Source organism: Paraburkholderia terricola (assembly GCF_900142195.1).
GTDB classification, from domain to species: Bacteria; Pseudomonadota; Gammaproteobacteria; order Burkholderiales; family Burkholderiaceae; genus Paraburkholderia; species Paraburkholderia terricola.
The window spans coordinates 26,525-47,478 of sequence record NZ_FRAB01000047.1 but is presented as its reverse complement, the minus strand read 5'-3'; the positions used below and the strand labels follow the sequence as shown (position 1 = coordinate 47,478).

At 64.8% G+C, this 20,954-nt stretch carries 16 protein-coding genes; 7 read left to right on the top strand and 9 right to left on the bottom strand.

From position 1 onward, the window contains the following. Positions 1-423: 423 nt before the first annotated feature. From BUE39_RS28350 to apbC, 5 genes are all read right to left on the bottom strand, one after another. The gene (locus tag BUE39_RS28350) at positions 424-1,152 is read right to left on the bottom strand and encodes a lysozyme inhibitor LprI family protein (RefSeq protein WP_073431987.1); all 729 of its coding nucleotides are present in this window, start codon (positions 1,150-1,152) and stop codon (positions 424-426) included. 11 nt (positions 1,153-1,163) lie between these two features. Continuing rightward, the gene (locus BUE39_RS28345; protein WP_073431984.1) at positions 1,164-3,449 is read right to left on the bottom strand and encodes an arginine/lysine/ornithine decarboxylase; all 2,286 of its coding nucleotides are present in this window, start codon (positions 3,447-3,449) and stop codon (positions 1,164-1,166) included. A gap of 87 nt (positions 3,450-3,536) precedes the next feature. Beyond that, on the bottom strand, positions 3,537-4,106 hold the full coding sequence (gene dcd / locus BUE39_RS28340; RefSeq protein WP_012432068.1) for a dCTP deaminase: 570 nt from the start codon (positions 4,104-4,106) through the stop codon (positions 3,537-3,539). A gap of 302 nt (positions 4,107-4,408) precedes the next feature. Then, entirely contained in the window at positions 4,409-4,942 is a 534-nt protein-coding gene (locus BUE39_RS28335; protein WP_073431983.1) for a superoxide dismutase family protein, read from the bottom strand. A gap of 132 nt (positions 4,943-5,074) precedes the next feature. Then, positions 5,075-6,163: an iron-sulfur cluster carrier protein ApbC gene (gene apbC, locus BUE39_RS28330; protein ID WP_073431982.1), complete on the bottom strand. Its 1,089-nt coding sequence runs from the start codon at positions 6,161-6,163 to the stop codon at positions 5,075-5,077. 339 nt (positions 6,164-6,502) lie between these two features. Here apbC and BUE39_RS28325 point away from each other — a divergent pair, with 339 nt between their 5' ends. Beyond that, complete coding sequence (locus BUE39_RS28325; protein WP_073431981.1) at positions 6,503-7,156, top strand: OmpA family protein; 654 nt, start codon at positions 6,503-6,505, stop codon at positions 7,154-7,156. A gap of 350 nt (positions 7,157-7,506) precedes the next feature. Next, positions 7,507-9,651 (top strand): methionine--tRNA ligase, encoded by a 2,145-nt coding sequence (gene metG, locus BUE39_RS28320; protein ID WP_073431980.1) that lies wholly within the window; start codon positions 7,507-7,509, stop codon positions 9,649-9,651. A gap of 147 nt (positions 9,652-9,798) precedes the next feature. Here metG and BUE39_RS28315 read toward each other — a convergent pair whose 3' ends face one another. After that, positions 9,799-14,142, bottom strand: coding sequence for a translocation/assembly module TamB domain-containing protein (locus tag BUE39_RS28315; protein ID WP_073431979.1), 4,344 nt, complete (start codon positions 14,140-14,142; stop codon positions 9,799-9,801). Positions 14,143-14,170: 28 nt separating this feature from the next. Beyond that, entirely contained in the window at positions 14,171-16,009 is a 1,839-nt protein-coding gene (locus BUE39_RS28310; protein WP_073431978.1) for an autotransporter assembly complex protein TamA, read from the bottom strand. 427 nt (positions 16,010-16,436) lie between these two features. Here BUE39_RS28310 and BUE39_RS28300 point away from each other — a divergent pair, with 427 nt between their 5' ends. From BUE39_RS28300 to panD, 4 genes are all read left to right on the top strand, one after another. Further along, entirely contained in the window at positions 16,437-16,622 is a 186-nt protein-coding gene (locus tag BUE39_RS28300; protein WP_073431976.1) for a DUF3460 family protein, read from the top strand. A gap of 4 nt (positions 16,623-16,626) precedes the next feature. Continuing rightward, positions 16,627-17,502: a segregation and condensation protein A gene (locus tag BUE39_RS28295; protein ID WP_073431975.1), complete on the top strand. Its 876-nt coding sequence runs from the start codon at positions 16,627-16,629 to the stop codon at positions 17,500-17,502. 191 nt (positions 17,503-17,693) lie between these two features. After that, entirely contained in the window at positions 17,694-18,527 is an 834-nt protein-coding gene (gene panC / locus BUE39_RS28290) for a pantoate--beta-alanine ligase (protein WP_073431974.1), read from the top strand. 50 nt (positions 18,528-18,577) lie between these two features. After that, positions 18,578-18,964, top strand: a complete 387-nt coding sequence (gene panD / locus BUE39_RS28285; RefSeq protein ID WP_073431973.1) for an aspartate 1-decarboxylase — start codon at positions 18,578-18,580, stop codon at positions 18,962-18,964. Between the two features lie 78 nt (positions 18,965-19,042). Here the strand turns inward: panD and BUE39_RS28280 are convergent, their stop codons facing one another. Further along, positions 19,043-19,681, bottom strand: coding sequence for a ParA family protein (locus BUE39_RS28280; protein WP_073431972.1), 639 nt, complete (start codon positions 19,679-19,681; stop codon positions 19,043-19,045). Positions 19,682-19,891: 210 nt separating this feature from the next. Between BUE39_RS28280 and BUE39_RS28275 the strand changes: the two genes are divergently transcribed. Next, positions 19,892-20,311 (top strand): PaaI family thioesterase, encoded by a 420-nt coding sequence (locus BUE39_RS28275; protein ID WP_073431971.1) that lies wholly within the window; start codon positions 19,892-19,894, stop codon positions 20,309-20,311. 135 nt (positions 20,312-20,446) lie between these two features. On the opposite strand, the gene BUE39_RS28270 is transcribed toward BUE39_RS28275, so the two are convergent. Beyond that, positions 20,447-20,863 (bottom strand): DoxX family protein, encoded by a 417-nt coding sequence (locus tag BUE39_RS28270; RefSeq protein ID WP_073431970.1) that lies wholly within the window; start codon positions 20,861-20,863, stop codon positions 20,447-20,449. Between the last annotated feature and the right edge of the window lie 91 nt (positions 20,864-20,954).

Here is a 20,954-nt window from a genome sequence, read left to right as displayed (position 1 = left end):
CTGACAGCGCGGGTGCGCCCGCCGCTGCTTCCCAGTGCGCCGAATAGCGCGTCAAGTTCGGCCTGCACACTGGCGCACATGCCGGACATCATCAGCGCGGCCATGCGCGGCAAGGTCAGTGTGCGATTGCGGGTAAAGGCAGTGGGAGAACGACGCACGCGATCGGCGAGCGCCGGATCGAGCAGGAAATCGGAGAACTCAGCCAGAAGCCGCGAGGACGCTGGTATTTGAGTTCATATCGTTGATTTATCAGTGAGTTATGCGATGAAGTTTACAGGGGCAATGCCTCGTTTACAAGCTCTTTGAGGCTTAAGTTGAGAGCATTGCCCCGCACAGGGGCAACGCTAATAGACCACTAAGAACACAAGAAAAGGCCAAAACACCAACGCAAACAAGCCCCCAGCACGCAGTGCACCACCCACCTTAATCATTCCCCACCGTCTCCGACAACCGCTTAATCGTCGCGACTCTCGCGCCAATCACATCGATCCGGCCACGCTCATCGAGCAACGGCGTACTCGCATTGAGATGCACGGTCCACGCCTTCTGCGCCCGCGTCAGCGTCGATCGCGAATGCACCGGCATCTTCGACTGCAAGCGACGGTAATAACGGTTCAGATCGAACATCGCATGTTCGCACCGCGCATCCGCGCCGCACGCACGCGGACGGCGCGGCGGGTCGGCACCGGCGTTGATCCCCGCCACCGCACCGCGCAACGCGAGCGCCCGGTCACGCACCGGCTGCAACTGCATGTCGGCTTCGGCCAGCACATACCTCGTGCCGCGCGTCGTCGCGAATACCGCCGCGAGCAATTGCTTCTCGGCATCGCGTGACGCTTGCCAGCTTGCCTGGCTCTTTTCCCACTGCTTGCGCCGCGCCGGCGGCAAGCCTTGCTGAAGCTGCTGCCACGCGTTGTCCATCGCGGCTTTCCAGGCGATTCGAGCGGTGTCCATGCACTGCACCTGCCCCGCCGCGGACGACATGTCGCTGCGCGCGAGACAGGTACGCATCGACGCGTCGATCGGATCGGCCGCGGCCACTTCGGCGCGCGCCGCCGAGGACGCGGCGCCGAGCACGAGGCCGAGCGCGAACGCGACAACCAGCGCGCCGAACCCGCGCCGCCAGCCGTCGACGCTCCACAGGAACCTCATCGTCCGCATCGTCAGGCGCGCACGCAATCGACGAAGTACTCGATGCGCCCGTTGATCGTTTCGCCGACCAGCCCGTGGATGTCCGTGTGGAAACCGGGGAAGCGCTCGTTGAATTCACGCGCGAAACGCAGGTAGTTGACGATCGTCCGGTTGAAGCGCTCACCCGGGATCAGCAACGGAATGCCCGGCGGATACGGCGTCAGCAGAATCGACGTGACGCGGCCTTCGAGTTCGTCGATCGGTACCCGGTCGATCTCGCGGTGCGCGAGCTTGGCGAACGCGTCGGACGGCTTCATCGCCGGTTCCATGCTCGACAGATACATCTCGGTCGTCAGGCGCGCAATGTCGTTCGCGCGGTAGACGCTGTGAATCTGCTGGCACAGATCGCGCAGGCCGACCCGCTCGTACATCGGATGATGCGCGACGAACTCGGGCAACACGCGCCACAGCGGCTGGTTGTTGTCGTAGTCGTCCTTGAACTGCTGCAACTCGGTCACCATCGAGTTCCAGCGGCCCTTGGTGATGCCGATCGTGAACATGATGAAGAACGAATACAGCCCGGTCTTCTCGACGATGATGCCGTGCTCGGCCAGGTACTTCGTGACGATCGCGGCGGGAATGCCCGACTCGCCGAAGCCGCCGTCCATGTCGAGACCCGGCGTGACGATGGTCGCCTTGATCGGATCGAGCATGTTGAAGCCGTCGGCGAGCGGGCCGAAACCGTGCCACGGGTCGTTCGGGCGCAGCATCCAGTCCTCGCGCGAGCCGATGCCTTCCTCGGCGAACTGGTCAGGGCCCCACACCTTGAAGAACCAGTCGTCGCCGTATTCGGCGTCGACCTTGCTCATCGCGCGGCGGAAGTCGAGCGCTTCGGCAATCGATTCCTCGACAAGCGCGGTGCCGCCCGGCGCTTCCATCATCGCGGCGGCCACGTCGCACGACGCGATGATCGCGTACTGCGGGCTGGTGGACGTGTGCATCAGATACGCTTCGTTGAAGCGGTGCTTGTCGAAGCGGCTGTTCTTCGAATCCTGCACGACGATCTGCGACGCCTGCGAAATGCCGGCCAGCAGCTTGTGCGTGGAGTGCGTGGCGTACACCATCGCGCCGATGCGCGGGCGCCCCGCGCCGATCGCGTGCATGTCCTGATAGAACTCGTGGAATTCGGCGTGCGGCAGCCACGCTTCGTCGAAGTGCAGCGTGTCGAGCCATTCGCCCAACATTCCCTTGATCATCTCGACGTTGTAGATCACGCCGTCGTAGGTGCTCTGCGTGATGGTCAGGATGCGCGGCTTGAGATTGGGGTTTTTCGCCAGCGCTTCGCGCGCGAACGGATTCGCCTCGATCTTCTTGCGAATATTTTCCGGCTCGAATTCGCTGCGCGGAATCGGGCCGATGATGCCGAAATTGTTGCGCGTCGGCGTGAGGAACACCGGAATCGAACCGGTCATCGTGATCGCGTGCAGGATCGACTTGTGGCAGTTGCGGTCCACCAGCACGATGTCGCCGGGCGCCACCGTGCCGTGCCAGACGATCTTGTTCGAGGTCGACGTGCCGTTGGTCACGAAGAACACGTGGTCGGCGCTGAAAATGCGCGCGGCGTTGCGCTCGGACGCGGCGACCGGCCCGGTATGGTCGAGCAGTTGGCCGAGTTCGTCGACGGCATTGCACACGTCGGCGCGCAGCATGTTCTCGCCGAAGAACTGGTGGAACATCTGGCCGAGCGGGCTCTTGAGGAACGCGACGCCGCCCGAGTGACCGGGGCAGTGCCACGAGTACGAGCCTTCTTCCGCGTACTGCACCAGTTCCTTGAAGAACGGCGGCGCGAGCGAATCCAGATACACCTTGGTCTCGCGGATGATATGGCGCGCGACGAACTCCGGCGTGTCCTCGAACATGTGGATGAAGCCGTGCAACTCGCGCAGGATGTCGTTCGGCAAGTGGCGCGAGGTGCGCGTTTCGCCGTACAGGAAGATCGGAATGTCCGCGTTGCGGCGGCGCACTTCGGCCACGAACGCGCGCAATGCGACGATCGCGGCGGCCAGCTCCGGCGTCTCGCCTTCCACCACGACGTTATCGACGTAGGGCAGCAGCTCGTCGTCGTCGATCGAGAGGATAAAGCACGAGGCGCGGCTCGACTGCTGCGCGAACGACGTCAGATCGCCATAGCTCGTCAGCCCGAGCACTTCCGCGCCTTCTTTCTCGATTGCCTCGGCCAGAGCCCGGATGCCGGAACCCGAGATGTTCTCGGAGCGGAAATCTTCGTCGATGATGACGACGGGAAAACGAAACTTCATGGGCGATTCTCCAAAAAGAACGACCGCTGCATTCTGTCAATTGCAGCGGTCACCCCGTATAGCTGGTGGATCAGTGCGCTGCCGACGTTACGTCTTGGGCAACGTGACGCCGTGCTGACCTTGATATTTGCCGCCGCGATCCGCGTACGACGTTTCACAAATCTCGTCGCTTTCGAAAAACAGCACCTGGGCGACGCCTTCGTTCGCGTAGATTTTGGCAGGCAAAGGTGTCGTATTCGAGAATTCGAGCGTGACGTGTCCTTCCCATTCCGGCTCGAACGGCGTCACGTTGACGATGATCCCGCAGCGCGCATAGGTGGACTTGCCGAGGCACACGGTCAGCACGCTGCGCGGAATACGGAAATATTCGACGGTGCGGGCGAGCGCGAACGAATTCGGCGGGATGATGCAGACGTCGCCCTTGAAATCGACAAACGACTTCTCGTCGAAGTTCTTCGGATCGACGATGGTCGAATTGATGTTCGTGAAGATCTTGAATTCGTCGGCGCAGCGGATGTCGTAACCGTAGCTCGACGTGCCGTAGCTGACGATCTTCCGGCCGTCTTCGGAGACGCGGACCTGATCGGGCGCGAACGGCTCGATCATGTTGTGCGACGCGGCCATGCGCCGGATCCACTTGTCGGATTTGATGGTCATAGGTGAACGCTGCTCGACGTGAATGACAGGGTGACGGATAACGGCCCGGTTTCAACGGGTAACTTTCGCGGCGGGCAACTGGCGGGCTACCGCAGGCTTCAAGCGCCGCGCCGCCGCGCCATGCGGAGCCTGGCTGGATTCCCGGCTACGCGCCGTGGGCCAGGCGGCCCCAACGAAAGGCGCTCATTTTACGCGATCACGAAGACTGCCGCGGGTGCGCTGGAGAAACAATCCAACGCGTGATCAGACATGACCGGCCGCGCTTCGAAAGGCCGCCCGCAAGGAGATCGAACTCCCGCCGCTCACTGGCGAATCAAACCGCAGGCGAGCGCGGAGCCCGCGCCATGCTGCGGATACGCATAGGGGTCGGTCGCATCGTGATGCAGCAGCACCGCGCGCTGCAACACCGAGCGGATACCGTCGAGCGACACGTCCGGCGCGACGATGAAGCCGCTCGCCACGCCGTTCGCGTCCGCATGAATGTTGCCGAGATCGCCTTCGACCCGCGCGCCCGCTTTCAGACGCTCGGCGGCCGGCGAGAACACCTGGCCGGCGCTGGAGCCGTCGGCGGCGTTGCAGTCGCCGCGCTCGTGGACTTGCAGCGCATGGTCGCTATTGGGCGGCAAGCCGGCGAGATTGTAGGTGACCTGCACGCCGTCCGAGCGCTCGATGAACGTAACGAGGCCGCGCGCCTGGTTGCCCACGGTGGGCAGCAACTGCGCGTCGGCGCGCTTTTCCTGTGGTCTCAGGAACGCGCTACAGCCGCATAACAGCAGACTGCTGGCAGCCAGGACGATGAACGCATGCACCGCCTGCCCGTCGATTCGTTTTCCCATGCGATCCTCTTGCCGGCCTGGCGGCCGCCCCTGCGGCCGCCGAGCCGAACTTGTGAAGCCGACATGATACCGCGAGACCAGCCGCAAACCAGCGCAAATAGGCGCGGACAGGCGCCTCGCCCAAGCGCCTGGTCAGGTGTTCTGCACGACTATGTTGGGGAACTTCGACGTCATGTCGCGCGCCCGCTCGGCGATATGAACCGCGACCTTGCGTGCGATCGACCGGTAGATCTCCGCGATGCGTCCTTCGGGGTCCGCCACCACGGTCGGCCGGCCCGAGTCGGCCTGCTCGCGGATCGCGATGTCGAGCGGCAGACTGCCGAGCACCTCGACGCCATATTCCTTCGCCATTCGCTCGCCGCCGCCGGCGCCGAAAATGTGCTCTTCATGGCCGCAATTCGAGCAGATGTGCATGCCCATGTTCTCGACGATGCCGAGAATCGGAATGCCGACCTTTTCGAACATCTTGAGACCCTTCTTCGCGTCGAGGAGCGCGATGTCCTGCGGCGTCGTGACGATCACGGCGCCCGTCACCGGCACGCGTTGCGACAAGGTCAGCTGAATGTCGCCGGTGCCCGGCGGCATGTCGACGATCAGGTAGTCGAGATCCTGCCAGTTGGTCTGCCGCAGCAGTTGCTCGAGCGCCGACGTGGCCATCGGGCCGCGCCACACCATCGGGTTGTCCTGTTCGATCAGAAAGCCGATCGAATTGGCCTGCACGCCGTGGCCGGTCATCGGGTTCATCGACTTCTCGTCGGGCGACTCGGGGCGGCCGACGATGCCGAGCATCATGGGCAGCGACGGACCATAAATGTCCGCGTCGAGTATGCCGACCGACGCCCCTTCGCTCGCTAGCGCCAGCGCCAGGTTCACGGCGGTCGTGCTCTTGCCGACACCGCCCTTGCCCGACGCCACCGCGACGATGTTTTTCACGCTCGGCAAGAGTTTCACGCCGCGCTGCACGGTATGCGCCGCGATCTGCTGCGACACCTCGATGCGCGCGTTCGTTACGCCCGGCACGCCTCGCAGCGCGTCCGCGAACTGCGCGCGGACCGCTTCGAACTGGCGTCTCGCCGGATAGCCGAGCACCACCTCGAGGCTGACCGTGTCGCCTTCCACGGCGACGTTCTTGATGTTCCTGGCAGCGGCGTAGGGCCGGCCCGTGTTGGGGTCGGTGACGGCTGCGAGGGCAGCGTCGATCAAAGCCCGATCGATACTCATTGACACTCCGTGGGAACACTTGCGGCGCGGCGCGAATCGGGTCTGCGCGCGCGCCGGAATTTGAAAGAAATTGTTAGACAGCATTGCGAAAACCCGGCCTGCCGGGCACCCTTCCGGCAGGCGGAACGCCGAAGGGGTCGCATCGCTGCGTACACCAGCTAATATTGTAGTGGCTGGCGCCAAGCCGTGCCGCAAGACCCTGCTTCACTGTCGGACCGGGACTTAGAAAGCGTAGGATTTTCCGTATTGTCGAGCAGTCCGCTTTACTCGCGTCACGTTAGCCGAAATGGATTGATCGCTAACTGCCGCGTTACTCGCTTCACTCAAGAGGAATCAAAAATGAATGCAAAAATCATGACTCGCCTGGCTGTATTCGCCGTTGCCGGCTCCCTGCTGGCAGGCTGCGCAAGCCAACAGGGCACTAACACGGCCGTCGGCACGGGCGTGGGCGCCGGCACCGGCGCGGCGCTGGGCGCGATCTTCGGCGGCGGCAAGGGCGCGGCGATCGGCGCGGGCGTCGGCGCAGCGGTGGGCGGCATCACCGGCTACAACTGGCAAGCCATTCACAACAAGCTCTCCGGCGCCACCAAGGGCACCGGCACGCAGATCACCGAGCAGCCGGACGGCTCGCTCAAGCTGAACATTCCGAGCTCGGTCACGTTCGACACGAACAGCTACGCGGTCAAGCCGTCGTTCGCCCCGGTGCTGGATCAGCTTGCGCAGACCCTGCAGCAGAACCCGGAACTGATCGCTCAGGTGGTCGGCCACACGGATAGCACCGGCCAGCCGGCGTACAACCAGACGCTGTCGGTCAACCGCGCGCAAAGCGTGACGGGCTACCTGGGCCAACGTGGCGTCGCGCCGCAACGCCTGTCGGCACAAGGCATGGGCCCGAACCAGCCGATCGCCGACAACAACACCGAAGCTGGCCGCGCCGCGAACCGTCGCGTGGAAATCTATCTGCGCGCCACGGCGCAGCACGCCACGCAATGACGTCACGGCTCGAAAGAGGATGAGGAAGCGGGCGCCGGGCTTGCGCCGCGGGCGTCCGCGAACCGTAAAACCGAGCTGGGAGAAAACCTGCACGAGAACGTAAAAAATTTCGAACTCTGCTGAAAATCCGCTGTCTCTCTTTACGGTACGTGGCTGGCAATCGCCGCCGCGTCACCATTCTCCTCTTGTCGTTGTTGCTCCGGGGTTTAATAGCCCCGGTTTTTTTTGGGCACTCGGTATACACCGTCGCGCTTCTTCACGGCCCCTCCAGCCGATCCAGCCCGCGCCGCGCCGGGCGCCTGCCCTGCTAGAATCAACGTTTCGTCCCACCGCAGGCTCCCACCATCCTTATGTCAGCACCCGCAACCGATCTCTCCGCAGGCGCGCCGTCAGGCCGTCGCCAGGTTCTCGTCACGTCGGCCCTTCCGTATGCGAATGGGCAGATCCATATTGGCCATCTGGTCGAATATATCCAGACGGACATCTGGGTTCGGACGTTGCGAATGCACGGTCACGAGGTCTATTACGTGGGCGCCGACGACACGCACGGCACGCCGGTCATGCTGCGCGCGGAAAAGGAAGGACTCACGCCGAAACAGTTGATCGACCGCGTGTGGCAGGAGCACAAGCGCGATTTCGACAGCTTCGGGATTTCCTTCGACAATTACTACACGACCGATTCCGAAGAGAACCGCATTCTCAGCGAGAACGTCTATCTGGCGTTGAAAGAAGCCGGCCTGATCGACGCGCGCGATATCGAACAGGCCTACGACCCCGTCAAGGAAATGTTCCTGCCGGACCGCTTCATCAAGGGCGAGTGTCCGAAGTGCGGCGCGAAAGACCAATACGGCGACAGTTGCGAAGTGTGCGGTTCCACTTACCAGCCCACCGAACTGGTCAATCCCTATTCGGTGGTCTCCGGCGCCACGCCGATCCGCAAGACCTCGACGCACTATTTCTTCCGCCTGTCGGATCCGCGCTGCGAGAATTTCCTGCGCGCGTGGGTGGGCGGCCTGGCGCAGCCCGAAGCCACCAACAAGATGCGTGAATGGCTTGGCGACGCCGGCGAAGCCAAGCTCGCCGATTGGGACATCTCGCGCGACGCGCCGTATTTCGGCTTCGAGATTCCGGGCGCGCCGGGCAAGTATTTCTACGTGTGGCTGGATGCGCCGGTCGGCTATTACGCGAGCTTCAAGAACCTCGCTGAAAAACGCGGGCTGGATTTCGACGCGTGGGTCCGCCAGGGCTCGACCGCCGAGCAATACCATTTCATCGGCAAGGACATTCTGTATTTCCACACGCTGTTCTGGCCGGCCATGCTCGAGTTTTCGGGCCACCGCACGCCGACCAACGTGTTCGCGCACGGGTTCCTGACGGTGGACGGCGCGAAGATGTCGAAGTCGCGCGGCACCTTCATCACCGCGCAAAGCGTGATCGACACGGGCCTCAATCCGGAATGGCTGCGCTACTACTTCGCGGCCAAGCTGAACAGCACGATGGAAGACCTCGACCTGAACCTCGACGACTTCCAGGCGCGCGTGAACAGCGATCTGGTGGGCAAGTACGTGAACATCGCGAGCCGCGCCGCCGGCTTCCTGATCAAGCGTTTCGACGGCCGCGTGCGGGACAGCGCGATGCAGCATCCGCTGCTCGCCTCGCTGCGCGCCGCCGTGCCGCAGATCGCCGCGAACTACGAGGCGCGCGAGTACAACCGCGCGCTGCGTCAAACCATGGATCTGGCCGACGCGGTCAATGCCTACGTCGACACCGCCAAGCCGTGGGATCAGGCGAAAGACCCGGCAAACCCGGACGCGCTGCATGAAACCTGCAGCGTGAGCATCGAGGCTTTCCGTCTGCTATCGCTGGCGCTCAAGCCCGTGCTGCCGAAGCTGGCCGAAGCCGTCGAAGGCTTCCTCGGCATCGAGCCGCTGGTGTGGGCCGACGCCAACGTGCCGCTGTCCTCCGCGCGCCCCATCAACGCGTACAAGCATTTGATGACGCGCGTCGATCCGAAGCAGATCGAGGCGCTGCTGGCGGCCAATCGCGATTCGCTGCAAGCCACGCCGGAAGCGGCGCCGGCCGACGCGAAACACAAGTCGAAGGCGGCAAGGGCAACAGCGGCCGCCGCCGCCGTCGACAAAGACGAAGCGCCCGCCATCATCTCGATCGACGACTTCGCCAAGATCGATCTGCGCATCGCGAAAATCGTCGACTGCAAGGCGGTGGAAGGCTCGGACAAATTGCTGCAACTCACGCTCGACGTCGGCGAGGAGAACACCCGCAACGTGTTCTCGGGCATCAAGTCGGCGTATCAGCCGGAGCAGCTGGTCGGCAAGCTGACGGTGATGGTCGCGAATCTCGCGCCGCGCAAGATGAAGTTCGGCATGTCCGAGGGCATGGTGCTGGCGGCCTCGGCCACCGACGAGAAAGCCGAACCGGGCCTCTACGTGCTGGAGCCGGACAGCGGCGCAAAGCCGGGCATGCGCGTGAAATAAACGTGAAGTAAGCCCGAAGGAAGCGCGGCGCCCGGCTTCAAAGCCGGGAGGCACGAACAAAAAACGGCACGCCCTGCAAAGGCGTGCCGTTTTTTTATGCCGTGACGTGGCGTTGCCCGCCGCGCCGCTCTCGCGGCGATCCGGCCATCACCACCGGATCCGGTCGAAGCGCCGCGTATACAGCAGTTCGACGCCGTCGAAAGTGCCGCCGTAAGTCGCAACGGACCAGTAGCGCGTCAGATTGACCGTCGCCTTGATTGCATTGCTCGCCGACTGCAGCCCCTGCTCGTAGCCGAGCACGAGCCACTCGTTGATCGCCTTCGATACCATCACCACCTGCGGATCGGTCAGCCCGACCTCGCTTCGGCCGATGGAAAACTCGTCGAGCCCGAAGGTCTGCGCGATCCGCTTGCCGCTCGCGCTGCCGAGCAGCGCGAGCGCGGTGGTCATCGTGCTTTGCTGTCCGACGTTGTTGCCCTGGTCCGTGCCGTGGCCGAACAGCAGCCACGAAAGCTTTTCGTTATCCGGCACGTTCGGCTCCGACACCAGCTTCGCCACCGGGAACTGGACCGTGCCCGTGACCTGCACGCCCGCCTCGACCTGCTGATTGCGGCGCATCGCCAGAATATTGATGCCCGGATTCGCCACCGGACCGTTGAACGTGAAAAAGCCGTTCTCGATGTTGAGCTTGCGGCCGAACTGCGTATAGGTCGAGCCTGGCGTGACCCGCACATTGCCGACCGCGCGCAGCGGCAGATTCGGCGCGCTCATCGCCGTGATCGTGCCGGTCAGGCCCAGGTCCGCGCCTTGTCCGCGGAAACGGAAATCCTTGCCGAGGTCGATGTCGATATTGGCGCGCGGCGCGAACGGGCCGACCGGCTTGTTGGTGCCGGGCACCGGCTTCGGCCGCTCGCCCGCGACCGTGCCGTCCGGGCGCACCACCACCACGTCGTCGCCCAGTTTCGGCGCGGACTCTTCCGGCATGTCGAACAACGCATGGTCGACCGCGAATTTGCCGTTGATCGCCATGCCGCCCTGCGCGCCGGCGTTGGCCACGCTCGCGCTGCCCGACAGCGACAGATTCCGGTCCGGCGCCGCGAACAACTCGAGCTTGTCCGCGACGATGCTCGCGGTCAGGTCCGGCTCCGCGCCGTCCAGACGCACGCGCCCGGTCGCGCGCAGCGTGCCGCTCGCGCCATGAAACTCGACCTGCTGGAAATCGACCAGATTGTGCGAGAGCGCGATGCGCACCACGCCGTCCTTCAACTGCACGCCCTGGTCCACCAGCGTCGCGGACAAACCGTCGCCGATCAGCGACCCCGTCAGGTTCGGCTTGGCAACCGTGCCGCCGAGCGCGAGCTTGAGCGCGAGGTGGCCGTCGAGCAGATAACTCGGCCCGAACAGGCCGCCGGTGGTTTTGAGCGACGGCACGTTCGCATTCACGTTGCCGGTGAGCGGGCCCTCTTCGTTCACGGTGAGGAAACCGTCGCGCATCGCGAGCGTGGTGTGCGCGTCGGCATCGATCACGCCGATCCGGTTGGCCTGCGCATGCACGGTGGCATTGAGCCGGTTGCCGCCGGTGAAGTCGGCGCGCGCGCTGAGGTCGGTGATACCCAGCGAGGCGAGGCCGCGGCCGATTTCGACCGTGACGTCGCCGGCGCGGCGCTTTAACTGGATGTGGCCGCTAGCCGTGCTGCCCAGCGAGAAATCCCACTCGCCGTCGAACACGAGATCGGTCTTGACGACGGGCGGCGTGCCGGTGACCTCGCGCCGCAGATCCTGCAAACGCGCGAGCGAAATATCGGTCAAGCTGCCCGCCGACTGAATCTTGCCGTGGTCGAAGGCGAACGATTTCAGGCTCAGCACCGCGCCTTCGAGCGTGAGGCGGGTCGCGCCGAGGGTCAGGCGGCTCGGCCCGGCGCTCACCGCGAGCGGCGCTTCGAGATTCAGCGCCGGCGTGCCGCGGTTCTGCAAACGGGTCACGGTGCCGTCCCAGCGCGTGCCGTCGCGGGCTTCGGTCAGCTTGCCGTTGGCGGCGAGCGTGAGAGCGAGCGGACGGTCCTGCAGTTTGCCGGTGGCCGCGGCCTCGAGCGTGTGATTGGCGCGCGTGCCGGACAGACGCGCCGTGAGCGTGGCCAGGTCGACGCCGCCCGCGCTCACGTTGCGCGCGTCGGTGCTGAAGACCAGCGCGCCGTTCGCGCCGTCGCGCAGTTCCGCATGACCTTCCGCATGACCGACGCGGTTGCTGCTGAATACCACGCTGTCAGCCTTGTAGTTCAGCACGACATTCGGGTGCTCGAACGAGCCGGTGAGATCGCCGTCGGCCGCCACCAGGCCGGCGAGTCCGAAACCGAGGCGCGCCAGTTGCGGTGCGTCGACACGAAAACGCAGCCGGTCGCCGCGCGCGCCGAAGCTGCCTTGCAGGTCCACCTGGTTGCCCGCCACCGACAGATTCGCGCGACTCGGCAAGATCCGCGAGCCGGCGAGCTGGATCGTGCCGCCGCCGGTCAGCGGCAGGCCGTCGTAGACGCTCGGACCGAGCTTGAATTCGGCCTTGGTGGTGAAGACCGGAGCCAGCATGCCGGCCGCGGTGAGCGTGCCGTTCACGCGTGCCTCGATCTTGCGGACGGGCGGCGCGCCGCGTCGTGGCGGCGGTGTCTTGCGCTGAACGACTTCCGACTTCACCGTGGCCTTCGCGGTGTTTTTCGCCACGGCGGCGGCTTTGTCGCCTGGGGCCGCGCTTTTGGCGCCGGCCGTGCTGCCCGCTTCGGCCGCGGCCTGTTTGGCCTTGTCGGCCCTCGACGCCGGCGTCGCCCCGGTCACCGGCGTGCGCGATGGCATCTGCGATGTCAGCGTCAACGGATCGAAATCGGTCAGTTGCGCTTTCAGGTTGTAGCTGGAGTTCGCGTCGTGCTTGAGCGCGCCGGAGAGATCGATGCGGCCCTTGCCCGACGTGATGCGCACGTCGTTGAAGGCGACGCGGGCCGGATCGAATGTCAGCTTGCCTTGCGCGCGCAGCGCCGCTTTTGGATCGACGAGATCGAGCGTAAGGCTTTGCACGTCGTCGTTCAGACGGACCCCGATCGGGCCGGAAAGCTGCGTGGGCCGCACGGTTGCCTGCAGCGCGTTCAGGTCGAGCCCGGCGACCTGCAGATCGAATCGCCCGCGCTTGCCGGTCAGCGCGCCGCCGCCGGTCAGCGTGGCGTTCTTCACGAGCCGGACGTTCAGGTTCGAGATGCGCTGCGCCTCGGCGTCGAGGCGCACGTCGGCGTTGGCGTCGATCAGCGGCAGGAGGTTCTGGTCGATCGCGCCGGGTTTGGCGTTGACGATCGACATGTGGCCGGCCACGGCGAAACCGGCGGCGCTTTTTTGGGCGGCGTGGGGAGCGACGCGGCCGTTGCCGGCGCTCTCCGCACCGGAAGCTCCGCCGGCCTCAGCAGCGCTCGCCGCCATCGTCCCGCTCGCCGCGCCCGGAACCAGCTCGACCGCGCCCGCCCCGCCCGGCGCCTCTTCGTGCCCTACCGGCTGCAACTCCGCCCGCACCGCCAGATCCGCCAGCGGCGCGCCCGGCGCAAACGCCTGCGGATTGACGTGATCGAAGGTCAGCGTGGCGCGCTGCAAAGGCACCGCGCCGAACGGCGTGGCCTCGACCCGCGCATGACCGGCGAGCTTCATGCCGGTGGCGTCGAGTTCGGCGACCAGATTTTCCAGCGAGCCGCTCAGATGACCGTCCACCTGAACCGCTTCCTCGTTGACCTTGCCCGAATAGCCGATGTCGCCGGAAAGCGGAAACGGCCGCGCGCCATCGAGCCTGGCCGTCGCCGTCAAGGCGCCGAACGGCGTGTCGAGCCGCTCGATCGCGGCTTGATGATGACGCCCGTCGCTGCGGCCATGAAACGCGAAATGCGAGAACTCGGTCGTCGACCCGCCCTGGCGCAACAACAGCTTATCGACCCGGACGTCGCGCACTTCGAGTTGCAGCGGCAAGCGCAAGTCTTGCGGCAGCGTCAGCGGTTCGCTGCTCTTCGACGAAGCGCCGACCCGGGCGTCGATCGTGCCGACATGCAGATAGTCGATCGCGAAGCGCCAGGGCTCGCGCGTGAATCCCCAGCGGCCCGCGACGCGGTCGACCTGGATGTCGGTGCCGCTGCCGTCGAGGCTGCGCCAGCGTACTTGCCGCAGTTGCACGCCGTTCGCGAGCGCGCCGCTTTCGAGCGTGCCCGTGAGCTTGCCGCCCAGCAGCCTGACCGCCGCCTGCCACGCGTACGCGGTGCCGCGCTCGGTCGTCAGCGCGCCGTACAGCAGACCGAGCGCCAGCGCGAGCAGCAGCACCAACACCGCGACCGTCCACGCGAGCGTTTTCAGCAGCAGCCGGCCGAGGCGACGCCTCGGCGGCGGCGCGTCGGCAGGCGGCGGTTGTGCGGGCGGCTCTCCTGGCGGAGGCGCGCCGGGCGGCTGCGCGGAAGATTGAGCGGAAACGTCCGTCGTCATGCGTGGATCATGTAGAAGCAGGTGTCCATCAGAAGGCGATGCCGAGCGTCAGATACGGCCGCACGCTCTGGTTGCGGATGCCGTAAGCGACGTCCACGTTCACCGGACCGACCGGGCTGCGCCAGCGCGCGCCGATGCCGACGCCGGGATAAAAAACTTTTTCGCCCCAGGTATCCGTCGCGGTGCCGATGTCGAAGAACGCGGCGGCGCCCCAATCGTGAGTAAACCAGTGCTGATATTCGGCCGTCGCCGTCACGAGATACTTGGTGGGCAGCACCGAACCGGCGACGCTATTACCGATGCTCTGGTAGCCATAGCCGCGCACCGAATTCGAACCCCCGGCGCGAAACAGCAGCGAAGCCGGAATGCCGCTCGAACTGCCGCTCGTGAACACACCGCCGAGTTCGGCGCGCAGCAGCACGATGTCTTCCTTGCCGATCGGCAGATACTGCTGACCGCGCGCGTAGCCGCGGATGAACGTCTGGTCGGTCAGCACGCCCTTGACCGCGAAACCCGCCTCGACGTGAAGCAGGTTGCCTGAACGCGGAAACAACGGGTCGTCGGTATGGCGGCGGGTCCAGGACCATGACGGCACCAGTGCGCGGCTGGTGGTCGGCGCAATCGCATTCTGGTCGAGACGGTCCTGATAGAAGAGGATCGAGTAGTTGTAGTCGATGAACTGCGAGGTGCGGGCGCGCTGCACGCCGGCGCGGATACTGTAGATGCGCGTGTCGGAAACGTCGGTGGTGGTGTAGGACGCCAGCACGCTGTTGGTCCACGCGCGCCGCCCCGGCGGCATCGCCAACTGGATTTGTCCGTATTGCTGGTTCTGGTCGACGCGGCCCTCGATCGTGAACGGCCACGCCTTGCCGAAGGTGTCGAGATATGAGTACGCGCCCTGGATCAGCGGGCCGTTGTCCGTCGAATAGCCGACACCGCCACGCACGCTGTTGTACGGGTACTCCGACACCTTGACGTGCATCGGCGTCTCGAGCGGTTTGGCCGGGTCGCTGTCCACGTCGATCGCGACGCTCGCGTAATACGGCGTGTTCTGCAACTGCCGCTGCAATTCGGCGACGCGCTGCACGTCGTAGATGTCGCCGACCGAAATCGGATTCACGTTGTCGACGATCTGCTCGGGATAGCGCCGCGTGCCGGATACGTCGAGTTTGCCCATCGTGAAGGTCGGCCCGCTTTCATACGTGACCGACAACGTCGCCTCGTGCGTGCGCGGATCGACGCGCGCCTCGGAATGGTAGATCTTCGCGCCGAGATAGCGGCGCGCCTGCAAGGCCTTGAGCGCCGCGTTCTTGGCGTCGTCCCAGCCGCCCTGCGAGAACGGATCGCCCTCGTGCAACGAGAACGCGAAGCGCGCGGTATTTTCCTGCGCCGGGTCCTCGGTCAGCACCGCGCCGCGAAACGAGATCGAAATCGAACTGATGGTGGTGAGCGGGCCGGGATCGACACTGACCGTGACGCGCTTTTTATCGTCGACGGTTCGCACGTCGGTGCGTACCACCGGCGTGAAATAACCCTGCGTGGACGCCAGGTCGCGCACCTGCTGGGGCGTGGCGGTAATCAGAAACTGGAACTGGTCGTCGCTGATGTCGGGCCGTTTGGCGAACCGCGCGATATCCAGATGCTCCTCGAGCAGCTTGCCCAGCGAACGCGGCGTGGCTTCGATTTCGACCTTGTAGCTGGCGGCCGCGCGCCGCGCCGCGTGGGCGTCGGTCACGGCCAGCATCGACATGACGATGCCGAATGCCAGCCACGCGCGCAGCCAGCGCCGGATGGACGCCATGTGCCCGCGCCCGAGGCCGGTCTCGCCGCGCCGCGGATGCGGCTTTTCGATCGCACATCCCGCCAAACAATCCTCCGGACGTGGTTGATGAATTCTGTCGCTCAGGCGCGCCGCGGCGGCCGAAGCTCGCTATTTGACCACATCGGCGACGTCGCGCAATCGGTTCACAAGCGTTCGCCCGACGCCGCAGCGCATGGGCGCTCAGCGCATGCGCATTGCGTGATGCCGTCGGCCCAACGCCGCGCGCGCCGATCGGCTCGCGGAATGCACGCCAAATACCGTGTCATGCGTCAGACGCCGCCGTATCGGCGATGCCCGCCTTTGACGCGCCCCGCGCCGCGCGGGTTCCAGGAATTCTTGCATACCGCCCTCTCGCGCGGCCGCCGTTTTTCGTCCGCGCGCGGCGCATGCGGTAAAATTATGGAATAGCTGCGGCGCCGCTCCCCTCTTACTGCCAGGCCGCCGCCATTTCCCACACCACGGACGTCGAGCCATGTATCAATCGGACATCACCCAGTTCCTGAACCAGCTCAAGCAACAGAAGCCCAGCCTCGAGGCCGAACAACGCCGCGGCCGCGCGCTGCTGTGGGACAAACAGCCGATCGACCTGGAAGAACGCGCCGAGCAGAAAGCCTCGCGCGTCGAACAGACGCCTTACTCGTACTATCAAAACTTCTAAGCGCGTGAGTCACGCCGACGAGGCACACGGCGCACGGCCGGCCGCCGGCGACGCCGCGCTTGCCGCGCCCACCACCGACTCGACGCCGGACACCGTCGACGGCATCGCCTTCGCTCGCCTGTACGGCGAGCCGCTCTTCAAGCTGCCCACCGACCTGTACATTCCGCCGGACGCGCTCGAGGTGTTTCTCGAAACGTTCGAAGGACCGCTGGATCTGTTGCTGTACCTGATCCGCAAGCAGAACTTCAACGTGCTCGACATTCCGATGGCGGACGTCACGGTGCAGTACCTGGGCTACGTCGAGCAGTTGCGCCAGACCAATCTCGAACTCGCGTCGGAATATCTGCTGATGGCCGCGATGCTGATCGAGATCAAGTCGCGCATGCTGCTGCCGGTGAAGAAGGCGGACAGCGGCGAGGAAGCCGAGGACCCCCGCGCGGAACTGGTGCGCCGCCTGCTGGAATACGAGCAGATGAAGCTCGCCGCGCAGCGCATCGACCAGTTGCCGCAGCTCGGGCGCGACTTCCTGCGCGCCGAGGTCTATATCGAGCAAAGCATCACGCCGCGCTTTCCGGACGTGAACAGCGAAGACCTGCGCGCCGCGTGGGCCGACGTGATCAAGCGCGCCAAGCTGGTTCAGCATCACAAGATTTCGCGCGAGGAATTGTCGGTGCGCGAGCATATGAGCTCGATCCTGCGGCAATTGCAGAACGCGCGCTTCATGGAGTTCGCCGACCTGTTCGACACGAGCAAGGGCGTGCCGGTGGTGGTCGTGAATTTCATTGCCGTGCTCGAACTGTGCCGCGAGTCGCTCGTCGAAATCACTCAGGCCGAGCCGTTCGCGCCGATCTATGTGCGCCTTGCCTATCTGCCGGCATGAAGCCGCGAGCCATGCGCCGATCCGTGCACCACGCGCGGCCCGCATGCCTCGTTCCGGTGCGCCAGCGGCGCAAATCCACTACAATCCCGCGCTCCGAACCTTTCATCACCAGTGAGGCGGCGGGCCGCGCGAAAAGCTGATTTTTCGCACCAACCCAGTCTCGCGTCGCGCCAGGAATTTCCAGTCCGATCATGAAAGTCATCAGCTCGATCCATGAATTGCGCGACCAGTTGCGCGGCCAGAATCGCACCGCCTTCGTGCCGACCATGGGCAATCTGCACGAAGGCCATCTGTCGCTGATGCGTCTCGCGCGTCAGCACGGCGATCCGGTGGTGGCGAGCATCTTCGTCAACCGGCTGCAGTTCGGCCCGAACGAGGACTTCGACAAATACCCGCGCACGCTCGAAGCCGATATCGAGAAGCTGCAAAAGGAAAACGTCTACGTGCTGTTCGCGCCGACGGAAAAAGACCTCTATCCGGAGCCGCAGGAGTACCGCGTGCATCCGCCGCACGATCTGGGCGACATTCTCGAAGGTGAATTCCGCCCCGGCTTCTTCCAGGGCGTGTGCACGGTGGTGATGAAACTGATGTCGTGCGTGCAGCCGCGCGTCGCCGTGTTCGGCAAGAAGGATTACCAGCAGTTGATGATCGTGCGCAGCATGTGCCATCAGTTCGCGCTGCCCACCGACATCATCGCCGCCGAAACCGTGCGTGACGCCGACGGCCTCGCGCTCAGCTCGCGCAACCGCTTTTTGCAGGCCGCCGAGCGCGCCGAGGCGCCGAGGCTGGCCGCCGAACTCAATCGTGTGCGCGACGCGGTGCTGTCCGGCGAGCGCGACTTCGCCAAGCTCGAACAGGCGGCGATGACGGCGTTGGCCGCGCGCGGCTGGCAGCCCGATTACGTCGCGGTGCGCAAGCGCTCGAATCTGCTCCCGCCGGGACCGCAAGACGCCAACGCCGAACTGGTGGTGCTGGCCGCCGCCAAGCTCGGCACGACTCGCCTCATCGACAACCTCGAAATCTGAAATCGTCTTACGTCGCGTAGAAACGGACAGGAAGCCACAAGGGATTGGTCATGCAACGCAACATGCTGAAGTCGAAGATCCACCGCGTCGCGGTCACGCATTGCGAACTGCACTACGAAGGCTCGTGCGCGATCGACGAGGATTTGCTGGAAGCGGCGAACATCGTCGAAAACGAACGCATCGACATCTGGAACATCAACAACGGCGAGCGTTTCTCGACCTACGCGATCAAGGGCGAACGCGGCAGCGGCATGATTTCGCTGAACGGTTCGGCCGCACGGCGCGCGCAGCTCGGCGATCTGGTGATCATCGCGGCGTTCGCGGTGGTCGATGAAGCGGAACTGAAGGCGGGCTGGAAGCCGGACCTGGTGTTCGTCGACGAGCACAACAAGATCAAGGGCAGCCGCGATCACGTGCCGACGCAAAACTGGACTTGAGGCCGTAGTTCACTCGCGCCGCTTCTCAACGCCACGCAGCCACATGCAGCGGGCGGCCACGCCGCCTGCTCTTTGCCCTCAAGCCCTCTTGCCCGTCTTGCTGGTCCATTCGAGGATCGGCTGCCACTGCTCCAGATCCTTCTCCACGCGGCTTTTGGCGACGTCCCACAAGGTCAGGCCGTGCGCGGCCAGTTGCACGTAATTCTGCGTGTCGCGCAGATAACCCAGCACCGGCAGCTTCAAACCTTCTACAAAGCGGTGCAACTGCTCCGCCGAGCGCGTGCGCGCATCGACCCGCATGCCGACCACGCCGATCTCGATCGCGCCTCTCCTGACCGCCTTTTCCTTCGCCAGCCGCTCAAGAAATTCTTGCGTGGCGAGAATATCGAACATCGACGGCTGCAGCGGCACGATTACCTTGTCGGCCAGATCGAGCGCGATACCCAGCCGATTGCCATGCAAGCCGGCCGGCGTGTCGACGACCGCGTGCTCCAATCCTCGCGGCGGCTTGGCCGGAGTCTCGGGGTCGACTTCCCAGGTTTCGATGGCCGGCAGCGTGTCGGGCCGCAGCGACAGCCAGGCGTGCGCGGACTGCTGCTTGTCCAGATCGGCCAGCGCGACCCATTCGCCGGACGCCGCGAAATAGCCGGCCAGATTGGTCGACAACGTGCTTTTACCCACGCCGCCCTTCGGATTCGCCACCACGATCACCGTCATGAATTCTCCCGGAAAGAAGGCTGGACACTGCCAGCCGGTTTGCCGCGCTGTTTGCTCTGACTTGCGCCGATGAGCCCCGATCCTGACCGGATTCAGGTTCACCCGCCGATCCAGCCGTTGATAATATCGACAAATGCAGCGGGGCCGAAGCCCTGCAACGGCTAATTGATCACTCCGGCAGCGCCGATTTTCCTTCGAGGACCGAATTTCATGAGCAAACTTCGCCCTGAATACACCGTGGAGCGTCTGCACGAACGCCAGGAGGGCAGGCTGCCGGGCTTGCTGGGCGTGCATGTGCTGTCGCTGGAGCAAGGCACGTTGACCGCGGAGTTGACCGTGCGCGACGAATTGCTCGCGCCGAACGGCTTTTTGCATGCCGCCACGGTGATCGGCCTCGCCGACACCGCTTGCGGCTATGCCTGCCTCGCGCATCTGCCGCCGACCGCGCGCAACTTCACGACCATCGAGCTGAAAAGCAATTTTCTTGGGACGACCACCGAAGGCACGATCCGCGCGGTCGCCAAGGGTGTGCATCTGGGGCGCAGCACACAGGTGTGGGACGCCACGGTCACGGATCCCGACGGCAAGACGATGGCGCTGTTTCGCTGCACGCAGATCGTGCTGTACTGATCGGCGGATAGGGGCGGCGCGGCAAGGCGCCATTGGAAAAAGCACGCGGCCTCACGGCGCGTGCTTTTTGTTGTCTCGCGGTTCAGGGCGCGGGCGCGTTGGAGGCGCCGATCAAAACCACCGTCACCCAAAGCATCAAGCAGCCGCCATGCGCCCCGCCTTCTGCCCACCCAGCGCCAGCACGCCGCCACCGAGCAGCGACTGCACCACCAAGGTCACCGCCCAGAACGCCGGATACTCCCATCCGCCGTGCGGCGACGCGAAACCCCATCCGTTATGCAGATGCTGCGACGTCGCGCCGAGCATGAACGGCAGCAGCACCAGCGCGACCCAGCGGACCTGCACGCCGAGCAGCAGCGCAATGCCGCCGATCAGTTCGACGAACGCCGTCACGTAGCCGAGCCATCCTGGCAGGCCGAGCGACACGAAGAACTGCGCCGTGCCGGGCAGCGTGAAAACGAAGATCTTTTGCAGGCTGTGCGCGAGATAAAGCACGCCCAGGGCGAGCCGGAGGAGGAAAGCGGCCAGGTCGGCGGAGCGATTCGGGTTCATGAGGGATCCTTGAAAGAGAAGCGGCCGGCGACCGGCCGCTAACACGAGGACTGTATTCGAACCGGATGCAGCGAAAAACCGCCACTCAGGC